The sequence below is a fragment of the Streptomyces sp. DG1A-41 genome, assembly GCF_037055355.1.
In the GTDB taxonomy this organism is placed as follows: Bacteria; Actinomycetota; Actinomycetes; order Streptomycetales; family Streptomycetaceae; genus Streptomyces.
Genome location: NZ_CP146350.1, coordinates 3,566,072 through 3,580,051, shown reverse-complemented (window position 1 = coordinate 3,580,051; position 13,980 = coordinate 3,566,072). Strand labels below are relative to the sequence as shown.

The 13,980-nt window shown below is 73.1% G+C and carries 10 protein-coding genes; 9 read left to right on the top strand and 1 reads right to left on the bottom strand.

What is annotated here, in order from left to right; genetic code table 11:
- Positions 1 to 81: 81 nt before the first annotated feature.
- The gene (locus V8690_RS16465; protein ID WP_338779635.1) at positions 82 to 3,777 is read left to right on the top strand and encodes a glycosyltransferase; all 3,696 of its coding nucleotides are present in this window, start codon (positions 82 to 84) and stop codon (positions 3,775 to 3,777) included.
- Positions 3,774 to 5,300, top strand: a complete 1,527-nt coding sequence (locus V8690_RS16460; RefSeq protein ID WP_338779633.1) for a DUF5719 family protein — start codon at positions 3,774 to 3,776, stop codon at positions 5,298 to 5,300. The genes V8690_RS16465 and V8690_RS16460 overlap by 4 nt, the downstream gene beginning before the upstream one ends.
- Positions 5,301 to 5,325: 25 nt before the next feature.
- Here V8690_RS16460 and V8690_RS16455 read toward each other — a convergent pair whose 3' ends face one another.
- A complete protein-coding gene (locus V8690_RS16455; RefSeq protein ID WP_078885356.1) occupies positions 5,326 to 5,781 on the bottom strand; it encodes a metallopeptidase family protein in 456 nt (151 codons plus the stop codon).
- A gap of 294 nt (positions 5,782 to 6,075) precedes the next feature.
- Between V8690_RS16455 and V8690_RS16450 the strand changes: the two genes are divergently transcribed.
- The 7 genes from V8690_RS16450 (at position 6,076) to V8690_RS16420 (ending at position 13,686) form a co-directional block, all read left to right on the top strand.
- Complete coding sequence (locus V8690_RS16450; RefSeq protein ID WP_338779629.1) at positions 6,076 to 6,492, top strand: DUF3499 domain-containing protein; 417 nt, start codon at positions 6,076 to 6,078, stop codon at positions 6,490 to 6,492.
- Between the two features lie 118 nt (positions 6,493 to 6,610).
- The gene (locus tag V8690_RS16445; protein ID WP_338785374.1) at positions 6,611 to 8,227 is read left to right on the top strand and encodes an L-lactate permease; all 1,617 of its coding nucleotides are present in this window, start codon (positions 6,611 to 6,613) and stop codon (positions 8,225 to 8,227) included.
- 103 nt (positions 8,228 to 8,330) lie between these two features.
- Positions 8,331 to 9,695 carry a phosphomannomutase/phosphoglucomutase gene (locus V8690_RS16440; RefSeq protein ID WP_338779627.1) on the top strand — a complete coding sequence of 455 codons (1,365 nt, stop codon included), beginning with the start codon at positions 8,331 to 8,333 and terminating at the stop codon, positions 9,693 to 9,695.
- Positions 9,696 to 9,918: 223 nt separating this feature from the next.
- Entirely contained in the window at positions 9,919 to 10,089 is a 171-nt protein-coding gene (locus V8690_RS16435) for a Trm112 family protein (RefSeq protein ID WP_078945647.1), read from the top strand.
- A 128-nt stretch (positions 10,090 to 10,217) separates the two neighbouring features.
- The gene (locus tag V8690_RS16430) at positions 10,218 to 11,345 is read left to right on the top strand and encodes an SIS domain-containing protein (RefSeq protein ID WP_338779622.1); all 1,128 of its coding nucleotides are present in this window, start codon (positions 10,218 to 10,220) and stop codon (positions 11,343 to 11,345) included.
- A gap of 55 nt (positions 11,346 to 11,400) precedes the next feature.
- Positions 11,401 to 12,552, top strand: a complete 1,152-nt coding sequence (manA, locus tag V8690_RS16425; protein WP_338779620.1) for a mannose-6-phosphate isomerase, class I — start codon at positions 11,401 to 11,403, stop codon at positions 12,550 to 12,552.
- Positions 12,553 to 12,705: 153 nt separating this feature from the next.
- Positions 12,706 to 13,686: a cation diffusion facilitator family transporter gene (locus V8690_RS16420; RefSeq protein ID WP_338779618.1), complete on the top strand. Its 981-nt coding sequence runs from the start codon at positions 12,706 to 12,708 to the stop codon at positions 13,684 to 13,686.
- Positions 13,687 to 13,980: the final 294 nt, after the last annotated feature.

The following is a 13,980-nucleotide window of genomic DNA, read 5'->3' as shown; positions in this document are numbered from 1 at the left end:
GGTCGCTCGTCCGAGACGCCCCGCTGCCCCCACCGGTCGCGGGCGTCCACCGCAGTCCACCGAACCGGGGCCCGTACCTCGATGTCCGTGCACAGCCACCCGGCAGCTCATCACGACAGCGCTGCCACACCTGAGTTCCCGCGTCATGTGGTGACCGCGGTCCTCGTCTCCCACGACGGCGCCCGCTGGCTGCCCGACGCGCTCGCCGGGCTGCTCGGCCAGGAGCGACCCGTCCAGTACGCGATGGGCGCCGACACCGGCAGCGCGGACGACTCCGCCCAGCTGGTCACCGACGCCCTCGGCGCCGACCGCGTGCTGCACCTCGCCCGCCGCACCGGCTTCGGCCAGGCCGTCGAGGAGTGCGGCCGCACCGCCCCGGTCCTCACTCCCGAGCACCTCCCGTACCTGAAGCGGCCCAGCGGCTGGGACCCGGTCACCCGCTCCTGGCGCGACGACGCGTACGACATGCCCGAGCTCCCGCACGGAGAGCCGGTGCAGTGGCTGTGGCTGCTGCACGACGACTGCGCCCCGGAACCGGACGCCCTGGCCCAGCTGCTGCGGGTCGTGGACAACGAGTACGAGCTGGGCCGCGAGGACGTGGCCGTCGTGGGCCCGAAGCTCCGCGGCTGGTACGACCGGCGGCAGCTGCTGGAGGTCGGCGTCAGCATCGCCAACTCCGGCCGCCGCTGGACCGGCCTGGACCGCCGCGAGCAGGACCAGGGCCAGCACGACCACGTCCGGCCCGTGCTGTCGGTGTCCACCGCCGGCATGCTCATCCGCCGCGACGTCTTCGAACAGCTGGGCGGCTTCGACCGCCACCTTCCCCTCATGCGCGACGACGTCGACCTGTGCTGGCGCGCGCACGCGGCGGGCTACCGCGTCCTGGTCGCCCCCGAGGCGGTCGTCCGGCACGCCGAGGCGGCCTCCCGCGAGCGCCGCACGGTCGACTGCGTGGGCCGCACGGCCGCCTCCCCGCACAAGGTCGACAAGGCCGGCGCCGTCTACACCCTGCTCGTCAACACGCGTACGGCCGTGCTGCCCTGGGTGCTGCTGCGGATCGTGCTCGGCACACTGCTGCGTACCGTCGCCTATCTCGTCGGCAAGGTGCCCGGACAGGCCGTCGACGAGATCCGCGGCCTCATGGGCACGCTGCTCAGGCCCGAACGGATCCTCGCCGGGCGGCGCGGCAGAGGCGCTCCCCGGATCGACAAGGACGAGTTGCGGTCGCTGTTCCCGCCGCCCGGCGCGACCGTCCGCATGACCGTCGAGCAGGTCGCGGGCAACCTCGTCGGCCGCGCCGACCCCGAGGTCGCCTCCGGCGCCGGACGGCACGGCGGCGCCGTCGAGTCGGGCCCCGGCGGCGACGACGCCGACTTCCTGGAGATCGAGCAGTTCGCCCGGCTCAAGCGCATCGCGCGCAAGCCCGGCCCGGTGCTCTTCCTGGTGCTGCTGCTCGTCTCCCTGGTCGCCTGCCGCGAACTCCTCGGCGGCGGCTCGCTCGCGGGCGGCGCCCTGCTGCCCGCCCCGGCCGACTCCTCCGAACTGTGGGCGCGCTACCTGGACGCCTGGCATCCGGTCGCCGCCGGCGGCACCTCCTCCGCGCCGCCGTACCTCGCGCTCGTGGCGATGCTGGCGTCCCTGCTGTTCGGCTCGACCGGCCTCGCCGTCACGCTGCTGCTCGTCTGCTCGGTGCCGCTGGCCGGTGTCACCGCCTACTTCGCCTCCCGCCCGCTGGTCGAGTCCCGGCTGCTGCGCGCGTGGGCGGCCGTCGTCTACGCCTTCCTGCCCGCCGCCACCGGCGCCCTCGCCGGCGGCCGGATCGGCACCGCCGTTCTGGCCGTGCTGCTGCCGCTCATCGCCCGCGCGGGCATCGCCGCCAGCGGCCTGGCGAACCCCTCGGGGGCACGCGGCAGTTGGCGCGCGACCTGGGCGTACGCGCTGCTGCTGACCATCACCACCGCGTTCACCCCGATCGTGTGGCCCATCGCGCTGCTCCTCGGCGCCGGGCTGCTGGTCCTGCGCCGGGCCGACATCACGGCGTACGGGCTGCGGTTCCTCGCCCAGCTCGGCACACCCCTGCTGGTCCTCGCGCCCTGGTCGCTGTCATTGCTCCCGTACGGTTTCTTCCAGGAAGCCGGTCTGGAGTACGGCCCCTCGGCCGCCTCCGCCCTCGACCTGCTCGGCGCCAGCCCGGGCGGCCCCGGCACCGTCAGCGGCCTGATGCTGATCGGCATCGTGCTGGCCGCGCTCGCCGCCCTGCTCCGCTCGGAACGCCGGCTGGGCATCTCGACGGCCTGGACGGCCGCCCTGACCGGCTTCGTCTTCGCGGTCCTGTCCAACAGCTCCACCTGGTCCGGCCCCGCGACCCTCGTCTACGGCATCGCCCTTCTGGCGGCCGCCGCGCTCGGCGCCGACGGGGCACGCGCGCGCGTGGCCGAGCAGAGCTTCGGCTGGCGCCAGCCGGTCGCCGTGCTGATCGCCTTCGCCTCGGCCGCGGGCCCGCTGCTCGTCGCCGCGGGCTGGATGATCCGCGGCGCCGACGGCCCCCTGGAGCGGCGCGACCCGACACAGGTCCCCGCGTTCGTCGCCGAGGAGAGCGGCAGCAGCGACCAGGCCCGCACCCTCGTCCTCGACAGCGACTCCGCCTCCCATGTCGGATACATGCTGGTCCGCGGCTCCGGCGCCCGCCTCGGCGACGGCGAGATCGCCGCGGCCGACGGCGAGAACAGCAGGCTCGACAAGGTCGTCGCCAACCTCGTCGCCGGCTCCGGCGCCGACCAGGCCGATCAGCTCGGCGGCTTCGCCGTGCGCTACGTCCTCGTCCACCAGGGCGCTCCCCGCGACGTCACCCGCGTCCTGGACGCCACGCCCGGCCTGACCCGGCTCAGCCAGCAGGACGGCGGTGCGCTGTGGCAGATCGACCAGGAGGTCGCGCGCGCCACCATCGTCCCCGCCTCCGGCTCCGGCACCCCCCAGCCCGTCGCCGCCGGGCCCGTCGACATCCACACCACGATCCCGACCGGCCCCGACGGACGCGTGCTGCGCCTGGCCGACACCGCCTCCGACGGCTGGACCGCCACGCTCGACGGCAAGCCGCTCGCCCGCACCACGGTCGACGGCTGGGCCCAGGGCTTCGAACTACCCGCCGCCGGCGGCAAGCTGGACGTCACCTACGACGACCCGGTCGGCCACACCGCATGGCTGTGGGCGCAGGGGCTCCTCGCCGTCGTGCTCGTCGTGCTCGCCCTGCCCGGCCGGCGCCGCGACATCGACGACGACCTGCCCGAGGAGCCGGCCGTCCCCGCCCAGCCGGTCGCGGGCGAGGGCCGCCGAGCCCGCCGCCTGCGCGCCCAGGCCGAAGCCGAGGCCGAAGGGGCGGCGCAGCCCGAGGAGTTCCCGCCCCCGCAGGCCGAGCAGCCCCCGGCACCCGTGCCCCAGCAGCAGAACTACGGGATGGGGGTCCCCCCGGGCGAGGATGTTCGAGCCTGGGAGAGGGACGACGCCGGCTACCAGAGCGGCGAGTACGCGGGCTACGGCGACCAGTACCAGGGCGCCCAGTACCCGGCGGACGCGTACGGACAGCAGTACCAGGCGGACCCGTACCAGGGCGGCCAGTACGACCCGTACGCGTACGGCGGCCAGCCCCCGAACCCGTCGTACGACCAGCAGGGCTACGACCAGGCCTACTTCCAGGGCTACGGCACGCCGTACGACCCGGCACAGCAGCAACACCCCCACGGCACGGGCAGTGAGCGTCCCGACGGGAGCCAGCAGTGAACCGCACCACCCTGTCCCTGATCGCCGGCGCGACCGCGCTCGCCGCCGTCACCGGATTCGCCGCGCTGTCCGCCCCGGACACCGCGGGCACGGACACCACCGCCAAGGCGGCCGCCCAACTGCCCGTGGAGCGCACGAGTCTGGTGTGCCCCGCGCCCAGCATGTCCGACATCGCGGAGACGTCCTACACCTCCTTCACGCCCGTCACGAAGGGCACCGGGAGCGGCGGCAAGGCCGAACTCCTGGCGGCCGCCCAGGAGTCGCGAGACGGCTCGGGCGCGGGGGGTGGCAAGGGCAAGGGCGACGGGAAGTCCGGCGAGCGGAAGACCGGGAAGCCCGTGCCGACCTCCAAGGAGCCAGGCAAGCCGGTCACCGGTGACAGCTCGGGCGCCGAATCGCCCGCGCTGGTCGGGACCGCGGACGGCAGGTTCGCGCCCGGCTGGACCGTCCAGGAGACGACGGAGGTCGCCGCGGGGACCGGTCGCGGCCTTCAGGGCATCAACTGCACGGCCCCGGACACGAGTTTCTGGTTCCCCGGCGCCAGCACCGCGGCCGACCGCACCGACTACGTCCATCTGACGAACCCGGACGACTCGGCCGCCGTGGTCGACATCGAGCTCTACGGCAAGGACGGCGCCCTCCAGTCCACGGTGGGGGAGGGCATCACGGTCCAGCCGCACTCCAGCGAGCCGGTCCTGCTGTCCACCCTCACCGACGAGCAGCAGACCGACCTCACCGTGCACGTCAACGTCCGCAGCGGACGGGTCGGCGCCGCGGTGCAGGCCCTGGACGACAAGCTCGGCGGCGACTGGCTGGCCGCGTCCACGGACCCGACGGGCAGCCTGGTCCTGCCCGGCATTCCCAGGGACGCCACCTCCGTGCGCCTGGTCGCCTTCACCCCCGGCGACGCCGACGCGGACCTCAAGCTGCGCCTCGCCTCCCCCTCCGGGCTGATCACCCCGGCGGGACACGAGACGGTGCACATCAAGGGTGGTATGACCACCGCCGTCGACCTCGGCGACGTGACACGCGGCGAGGCGGGCTCCCTGGTGCTGACGCCGACCGACCAGTCCGTGCCGGTCGTGGCGGCCCTGCGGGTCGTACGCGGCAAGGGCGACAAGCAGGAGACGGCGTTCATCCCGGCCACCCGCCCCGTCGGCACACGCGCGACGTCCGCGGACAACAGCGGCAAGGGCAGCACACTGTCCCTGACCGCCCCCGGCCGCACCGCCACGGTCGAGGTCACCGCCTCGGCGGGCAGTGAGGGCGGCACACCGGTGTCGAAGACGTACACGATCAAGGCCGGAACGACTCAGGACATCGAGCCCCCGGTCCCCAGCGGCCTGAAGGGCACGTACGCGCTCACGGTCGAGCCGAAGTCCGGCGGCCCGGTCTACGGCGCCCGCACCCTGGCGGCGACGGAGGGCGGTGTCCCGGGCTTCACCGTGCAGACGCTGCCCGACGACCGGGGGACGGTCGCGGTACCGGAGGCGGACGAGGACCTGTCGGTGTTGCAGAAGTAGTCCGGCCGGCCAGCCGCCGGCCGTCTCAGCCCTGGTCCTCGCCGTACCGCGGATCCACCGTCTCCGGCGTCAGCCCGAGCAGCTCGGCGACCTGCTCGACGACGACCTCGTGCACCAGCGCCGCCCGCTCGTCGCGCCCCTTGGTGCGGATCTCGACCGGCCGCCGGTAGACCACCACGCGCGCGGGGCGGCCCTCGCGGGCGCTGATCGTGCCGCCCAGCGGGACCGCCTCGTCGTTCCAGGCCTGGCCGGGCCCGTCGAGCCGCGGCACCTCCAGCACCAGGAAGTCGATGTCGGCGAGCTGCGGCCACCGCCGCTCCAGGCGCTCCACGGAGTCCTGCACCAGATCCGCGAACGCCTCCGCACGGCTGGCGGCGAGCGGCACCTGCGGCGGCGCGATCGGGCCGCGCATGCCCCGGCCGTGGCGATCACGGCGGCGGGGCCCGGGGGCGGCGGCTCGGGGCGTTACGGGCTTGTCCATCACTGGTGAAGGGTAGTCCCCGCCGCGCCCCTGCGCCCGGCACCGCACGGCGGTACGGACGCCATCCGGCCGACCGGTTCGGCATGTCGTTACATGGCCATTCCAGCCAAGGTTGGGCTCGATTCCGTATCCCGCCGAGACCGGCAACCTCACGGCAATTGAGGGTCTTGCGACGATTCTTGACCGCTTGAGGGACCGTTCGATACCCCGGACGACGGTGTCCGGGCAGGTCAGCAGGGTGCTCCGGAAGAGGTGTGTGGGGCGTTTCACAGCACGACACGGGGGAGTGACCTGGTGGAGAGTCGTCGCGGCCCGCTCAAGAGTGCGGTACCGTCCAACGTCGTGAGCCCTGTACGTCGCTGTTCGCGCACCGCCTGCGGCCGTCCCGCCGTCGCGACGCTGACGTACGTCTACGCCGACTCGACCGCGGTCCTCGGCCCGCTCGCCACCTACGCCGAACCCCACTGCTACGACCTGTGCGCCGAGCACTCGGAGCGCCTCACCGCCCCGCGCGGCTGGGAGGTCGTCCGGCTCCTCGACGGCTCGGCCCCGGCGCGTCCCAGCGGCGACGACCTGGAAGCGCTTGCGAACGCCGTGCGAGAGGCGGCCCGTCCTCAGGAACGGGCGGCCGGTGGCGGCGGGCGCGCGGCCGACCCGATGGAGGTCGCCCGGCGAGGGCACCTGCGCGTCCTCCGGTCGCCCGACAACTGACCACACCCACGGTTCCTCCCCGCGCACACCCATTGACGCGTGCTTGGCGCGGACATGACCATTCCGTTTTGGGGTAGCGAGAAATCGCTTTCACATGACGGAAACCGGGGAGGTGCCCGTGTACGTCCAGGAACTGGAACCCGTCGCCGGCTCACTGGGCCTGTCCGCCCTCGTGGCGGCCCTGCCCCTCGTGATCGTCCTGGTCCTGCTCGGTGGCGTCCGCCTGAAGGCGCACCTGGCGGGCCTGACCGGCCTCCTCGCCGCCGTTCTCGTCGCCCGGCTCGCCTACGGCATGCCCCTGGACCAGACGCTCTCCAGCGCCGCCCAGGGCGCCGCCTTCGGCCTCTTCCCCATCCTGTGGATCGTCGTCAACGCCCTGTGGGTGTACCGGATGACGGTCCGCACCCGGCACTTCGACATCCTGCGCCGGTCCTTCGGGCGGCTGTCCGACGACCCCCGCATCCAGGCACTCGTCATCGCCTTCTGCTTCGGGGCGCTGCTGGAGGCGCTCGCCGGCTTCGGGGCGCCCGTCGCGATCAGCGCGGTCATGCTGGTCGCCCTCGGGTTCGAACCGGTGCGCGCCGCCGTAGTCGCCCTGGTCGCCAACACCGCGCCCGTGGCCTTCGGCGCGATGGGTACGCCGGTCGTCACGCTGGCCCAAGTCACGGGGCTGCCGCTGGACTCCGTGGCGTCCGTGGTGGGCCGTCAGACGCCGCTGCTGGCCCTCGTGGTGCCCCTCGTGCTGGTCTGGCTCGTGGACGGCCGGCGCGGGCTGCGCGAGACCTGGGTGCCCGCCCTCGCCTGCGGAGTCGCCTTCGCCGTCGCCCAGTTCGCCGCCTCCAACTACGTCTCCGCCCAACTCGCCGACATCGGCGCCGCGCTGGCGGGCGCGGGCGCCCTGGCCGCCGTTCCGCACGCGCGCGTGCCCACCGCCGAGTCCGTACGCGTCTCCGTACTGACCGGAGTACGCAGCGAGGAACTGGACGAGGAGGACCCGCCCCGCGAGGTCCTGCGCGCGTACGCCCCCTACGCGCTGATCGTCCTGGTCTTCTCCGCCGCCCAGGTCCCGGCCGTCAAGGACTGGCTGGACAAGGCCACCCAGACCTACGACTGGCCCTTGTTGAACGTGCTCGGCTCCGACGGCGAACCGGTCGGCGGCAACGTCTTCACCTGGCCGATCGTGTCGACCGGCGGCACGCTCGTGCTGCTCGCCGGCATCTGCACGGCCGCCGTCATCGGGGTGCACGCGCGGGTGGCGGTGAAGGAGTGGCTCGCGACGGTCCACGAGCTGCGCTTCGCGATCCTGACGGTGACGTCCGTCCTGGGGCTCGCGTACGTCATGAACCTCTCCGGCCAGGCGGCGACCATCGGCCACTTCGTGGCGGCGGCCGGAGCCGGTCTCGCCTTCCTGTCGCCCGTCCTCGGCTGGTTCGGCGTCGCCGTGACCGGATCGGACACCTCGGCCAACGCGCTCTTCGGCGCCCTCCAGGTGACCGCCGCCCGCGAGTCGGGACTGTCGCCCGACCTCCTGGCCGCCGCCAACAGCTCCGGCGGCGTCCTGGGCAAGATGATCTCCCCGCAGAACCTCACCATCGCCTGCGCGGCCGTCGGACTCGCGGGCCGCGAGGGCGACTTGCTGCGCAGGGTACTGCCGTGGAGCCTGGGCCTGCTGCTGGTGATGTGCCTGATCGTGGTCGGCCAGAGCACACCCGTCCTGGGCTGGATGCTGCCCTGACAAGAGATGACGTCCGGGCGTCCACTGGGCGTCCGCACAGCGCGCTGTCAGCGGGCGGGGGTAGTTTGTGCGGACCGACAGTACTTTTTCAGGAAGGTTGGCCGTGGCTGCTGATCTGTCGCAGGTCGTGAAGGCGTACGACGTACGCGGGGTCGTCCCCGACCAGTGGGACGAGTCCCTGGCCGAGCTCTTCGGAGCGGCCTTCGTGCGGGTCACCGGCGCGAGCGCCATCGCGACCGGGCACGACATGCGGCCCTCCTCACCGGGCCTGTCGCGTGCCTTCGCGCGCGGGGCGGCGGCGCTGGGCGCCGACGTGACGGAGATCGGCCTGTGCTCGACGGACCAGCTCTACTACGCCTCCGGCGCGCTGAACCTGCCGGGCGCCATGTTCACCGCCTCCCACAACCCGGCGCAGTACAACGGCATCAAGATGTGCCGCATGGGAGCCGCCCCGGTCGGCCAGGACACCGGCCTCGCCGAGATCCGCGAACTGGTCGAGCGCTGGAGCGAGTCGGGCGCCCCCGAGCCCGCCGCGACGCCCGGAACCATCACCGGACGCGACACGTTGTCGGACTACGCGGCGTACCTGCGCTCCCTGGTCGACCTGACCTCCATCCGCCCCCTGAAGGTCGTCGTCGACGCGGGCAACGGCATGGGCGGCCACACGGTCCCCGAGGTCTTCGCCGGCCTGCCCCTGACGCTCGTCCCGATGTACTTCGAACTTGACGGCACCTTCCCCAACCACGAGGCCAACCCCCTCGACCCCGCCAACCTCGTCGACCTCCAGAAGCGCGTCCGCGAGGAGGGCGCCGACCTCGGCCTCGCCTTCGACGGCGACGCCGACCGCTGCTTCGTCGTCGACGAGCAAGGCGAGCCGGTCTCCCCGTCGGCGATCACCGCCCTGGTCGCCTCCCGCGAACTGGCCAGGCACGGCGGCAAGGGCACGATCATCCACAACCTGATCACGTCCTGGTCGGTCCCCGAGGTCGTCGCGGAGAACGGCGGCACCCCGGTCCGCACTCGCGTGGGCCACTCCTTCATCAAGGCGGAAATGGCGCGGTCGGGCGCGATCTTCGGCGGCGAACACTCCGCGCACTACTACTTCCGCGACTTCTGGAACGCCGACACGGGCATGCTGGCCGCCCTCCACGTCCTGGCGGCCCTCGGCGGCCAGTCGGGACCGCTCTCCGCCCTCGTCGCCCAGTACGACCGTTACGCCGGCTCCGGCGAGATCAACTCCACGGTCACCGACCAGTCGGCCCGCCTCGCCGCGATCCGCTCCGCGTACGAGGGCCGCGAGGGCATCACCCTCGACGACCTGGACGGCCTGACCGTCTCCGCCACCGACTGGTGGTTCAACGTCCGCCCCTCCAACACGGAGCCACTGCTCCGCCTGAACGCGGAGGCGAGGGACCCGGAGACGATGGCCAGGGTGAGGGACGAGGCACTGGCGATCATCAGGGCCTGACGGGTCGGCGAGTCCAGCCTCTTGTCCGACCGCTTCGTGCGGCGGGTGGGCACAGGCCCAGGGGGCCAGGGGGCGAAGCCCGGGGTCAAAGGGGTGGAGCCCCTTCACCACCCACCCACCCATCGCACCTACCAACCACCCCCACCGGCGGTACCCTGACCAGGCACATCCGCACCACCCCCAGCACCAACGCCCACCCCGTCCAATCCCGAAGGGACCCCGCATGGCACTCGAAGCCGGCCTCCTCGAAATCCTCGCCTGCCCGGCCTGCCACGCCCCCCTCAAGGAGCAGGACACCGAATTGCTCTGCACCGACCAGAACTGCGGCCTGGCCTACCCCGTCCGCGACGGCATCCCCGTCCTCCTGGTCGACGAGGCCCGCCGCCCCGCGTAGCCCCCGCCCGGGCAGACACACTCGCGTGAACCCCCGGTGCACATAGCCCCCCGGCACAACGGGCACCGACGTAGGACACCCCCAAATACGGGGCCCGAACGGACCCCGGCCATCGGAGGCAGCCGCCCATGCTCGACGAATCGCTGCTCGACTCCCCGGAGGGCCTCTCCGAGGCCGATCACCGCGGGCTGCTCCGCGGCGCCGCAGAAGCCGGCGCCCGCGTCCGCACGGCCGCCCGCCACTCCGCCGAGGCCGGCATCAACGACCTCAAGCCCGACGGCCGCCCACGCGCCGTCCTCATCGCCGGCCCGGGCGCCGCCGCCACCCACGCCGCCGACCTCATCGGCACCCTCGCCGGCGCCGGCAGCCCGGTCACGCGGCTGGCCCCCACCGGCGTCGCCCCCGCCGCGGGCGCCCTGCGCTGGGAGCTGCCCGGCTGGGTCGGCTCCGTCGACCTCCTCCTGATCACCACCCCGGACGGCACCGAACCGGGCCTGTCCCTCCTCGCCGAGCAGGCCTACCGCCGCGGCTGCAACGCCGTCGCCGTAGCCCCCAGCCGCTCCCCGCTCGCCGACGCGGTGAACGGCTCGCACGGCCTGTTCGTCCCCATGGCGACCGCCCCGTACGACCAGGACGAGCCCCTCGCCGCCTCCGCCCCCGGCGTTCTGTGGGCGCTGCTCACCCCACTGCTCGCGCTGCTGGACCGTACGGGAGTCCTCGCCGCCCCGCCGGACGCCCTCGGCAAGGTCGCCGACCGCCTCGACGCCGTCGCCGAACGCTGCGGCCCCGCCATCGCCACCTACAGCAACCCCGCCAAGACCCTCGCCGCCGAACTCGCCGACGCGCTCCCGATCGTCTGGACCGAGGGCACCTCGGCCGGCCCGGCGGGCCGCCGTTTCGCCGCCGCGCTCGCCGAACTCTCCGGCACCCCCGCGGTCGTCGCCGAGCTCCCCGAGGCTCTCGCCGCACACAGCGCCCTGCTCGCCGGCCCCCTGGCCGCCAGCGCCAACCCCGACGACTTCTTCCGCGACCGCGTCGAGGAACCACCCGCCCTGCACGCGCGCGTGGTGCTCCTGCGCGACCGCCCCATCGGCGGCCTCACCGCCGCCCCCGGCGCCCGCGACCTGGCCCTCAGCCACGACACGCCGATCAGCGAACTGGAACCGGAGGCGGGCGGCGAACTCGAGACCCTCGCGGAACTGATCGCCATCACGGATTTCGCCGCGGTTTACCTGGCGCTCGCTTCGAGGGCCTGATCATTCCCCAGACACCCTGACGCGCCCGCACGCCCGAACACCCAGAGAGACCCCCATGGACCGCCTCGACAACACCATCCGCCCCTACGCCTGGGGTTCCCCCACCGCCATCCCGCACCTGCTCGGCACCGAACCGACCGGCGAGCCGCAGGCGGAGCTGTGGATGGGCGCCCACCCCGGCGCACCCTCACGCACCGACCGGGGCACGCTCGTCGAGGTCATCGACGCCGACCCCGAAAAGGAACTCGGACCGGCCGCCGTCGCCAAGTTCGGCCCCCGCTTGCCCTTCCTCCTCAAGATCCTCGCCGCGGGCGCCCCCCTCTCCCTCCAGGTCCACCCCGACCTGGAGCAGGCCAAGGAGGGCTACGCGGACGAGGAGCGCCGCGGTATCCCCGCGGACGCCCCGCACCGCAACTACAAGGACGCCAACCACAAGCCCGAACTGATCTGCGCCCTCACCGAGTTCGACGGCCTGTGCGGCTTCCGCGACCCGCTGGAGGCCGCCGGCCTGCTCGACGACCTCGGCGTCGACTCTCTCAAGCCGTACGTCGACCTGCTGCACGCCCACCCCGAGGCCGCCGCCCTGCGCGAGGTCCTCACGGCGATCCTCACCGCCGACCCCGAGGAGATGTCCCGAACCGTGGCGGAGGCGGCCGCCGCCTGCACCCGCCTCGGTGGCACCTACGCCCCCTACGCCGACATCGCCCACCACTACCCGGGCGACCCCGGAGTCATCGCCGCGATGCTGCTGAACCACGTCCGGCTCCAGCCCGGCGAGGCCCTCTACCTGGGCGCCGGCGTCCCGCACGCCTACCTGAACGGCCTCGGCGTCGAGATCATGGCCAACTCCGACAACGTCCTGCGCTGCGGCCTGACCCCCAAGCACGTCGACGTCCCCGAGCTCCTGCGCATCGTCCGCTTCCGGCCCAGCGACCCCGGCGTCCTGCGCCCCGAGGCCTCCCCGGACGGCGAGGAGGTCTACGAGACCCCGATCGACGAGTTCCGCCTGTCCCGCTACGTCCTCCCCGAAGCCGGCAGCGCCCACGACCTCACCCGCGCGACCCCGCAGATCCTGCTCTGCACCGCCGGTACGGTCCGGGCGGGTGAACACGACCTGACCCCCGGCCGGTCCGTCTTCGTCCCGGCCGGCGAAAAGGCCGAAGTGTCAGGAACCGGCACGCTCTTCCGGGCCACCGTCGTCGCCTGACCGTTTCGATGCCCCCCGTGCTGGTGACCTGAAGCACCGCGGCCCGAGCGGGCTGCAACAATGGCCCACCGTCAAGCACGGGCAAAGCCACGGGTGCCGCACCAAGGCGGCATCCCGGCCCTGGAACGGCGTACGAAGGGACAACGCGAACATATGAGCGCGTCAGGCGGCACCAAGGCGATCGTGGCGGCACTGGTCGCCAACCTCGCGATCGCGGTAGCGAAGTTCGTGGCGTTCCTCTTCAGCGGCTCGTCGTCGATGCTCGCCGAGTCCGTGCACTCGGTCGCAGACTCCGGCAACCAGGCACTGCTGCTTGTCGGCGGCAAGAAGGCGAAGCGCGAGGCCACCCCGCAACACCCCTTCGGCTACGGCCGCGAGCGCTACATCTACGCCTTCCTCGTCTCCATCGTCCTCTTCTCGGTCGGCGGCATGTTCGCCCTCTACGAGGGTTACGAGAAGATCAAGCACCCGCACGAGCTGACGCACTGGTACTGGCCGGTCGGCGTCCTGGTCTTCGCGATCATCGCCGAGACCTTCTCCTTCCGCACGGCCATCAAGGAGTCCAACGTCCTGCGGGGCCAGCGCTCCTGGAAGGAGTTCGTCCGCCACGCCAAGGCCCCCGAGCTCCCGGTCGTCCTCCTGGAGGACCTCGGCGCCCTCGTCGGCCTGTTCCTCGCGCTCGGCGGCGTCGGCCTCGCCCTGCTCACCGGCGACAGCGTCTGGGACGGCATCGGCACCCTCTGCATCGGCATCCTGCTCATCCTGATCGCCCTGGTCCTCGCCGCCGAGACCAAGTCGCTGCTGCTCGGCGAGTCCGCCGGCGTCGAGGAGACCCAGAAGATCGAGGCCGCCCTCGTCGACGGTGACACGGTCACCCGCATCATCCACATGCGCACGCTCCACCTCGGCCCCGAGGAACTGCTCGTCGCCGCCAAGATCGCCGTCCACCACGAGGAGACGGCCACGGAGATCGCCGCCGCCATCGACGCCGCCGAGTCCCGCATCCGCGAAGCCGTCCCGATCGCCCGCGTGATCTACCTCGAGCCGGACATCTACAGCCAGGCCGAAGCCGCCAAGGGCTCCGACCCCGACGCAAGCCCCGGCGGCCCCACCCCGCACTCCACCGACCACTGACACCCCCTACGTCTCCTCCGGCCGCGGGGCCCGCCGACCCACTCGGCGGGCCCCGCGGCCTTCCCTCGCCCCCACACCTCACCGACAGTCCCACCCCCGGCCGTTACGGGATCGGCTCGATGTGTTTGCCTGCGGACTGGGGATCGCAGGCGCCCCCGGTGTAGCTTGGGACGGAGCCAGACGTCGCTGCTGATGGCGGTCGGGCGGTCCCACCGCGGACCGGCCGAGGGAGAGAGGGCCTCCGACGGACTGCGCTGCGCGCACGCGGGCATGCCTGTGTCCTCTTTCGGGCAC

Excerpts from the sequence above, each read along its gene's own strand:
- V8690_RS16465 (WP_338779635.1), top strand. The coding sequence starts at position 82 with ATGTCCGTGCACAGCCACCCGGCAGCTCATCACGACAGCGCTGCCACA.
- V8690_RS16455 (WP_078885356.1), bottom strand. The coding sequence starts at position 5,781 with ATGGACAAGCCCGTAACGCCCCGAGCCGCCGCCCCCGGGCCCCGCCGC.
- V8690_RS16435 (WP_078945647.1), top strand. The coding sequence starts at position 9,919 with ATGGCACTCGAAGCCGGCCTCCTCGAAATCCTCGCCTGCCCGGCCTGC.
- V8690_RS16430 (WP_338779622.1), top strand. The coding sequence starts at position 10,218 with ATGCTCGACGAATCGCTGCTCGACTCCCCGGAGGGCCTCTCCGAGGCC.
- manA (WP_338779620.1), top strand. The coding sequence starts at position 11,401 with ATGGACCGCCTCGACAACACCATCCGCCCCTACGCCTGGGGTTCCCCC.
- V8690_RS16420 (WP_338779618.1), top strand. The coding sequence starts at position 12,706 with ATGAGCGCGTCAGGCGGCACCAAGGCGATCGTGGCGGCACTGGTCGCC.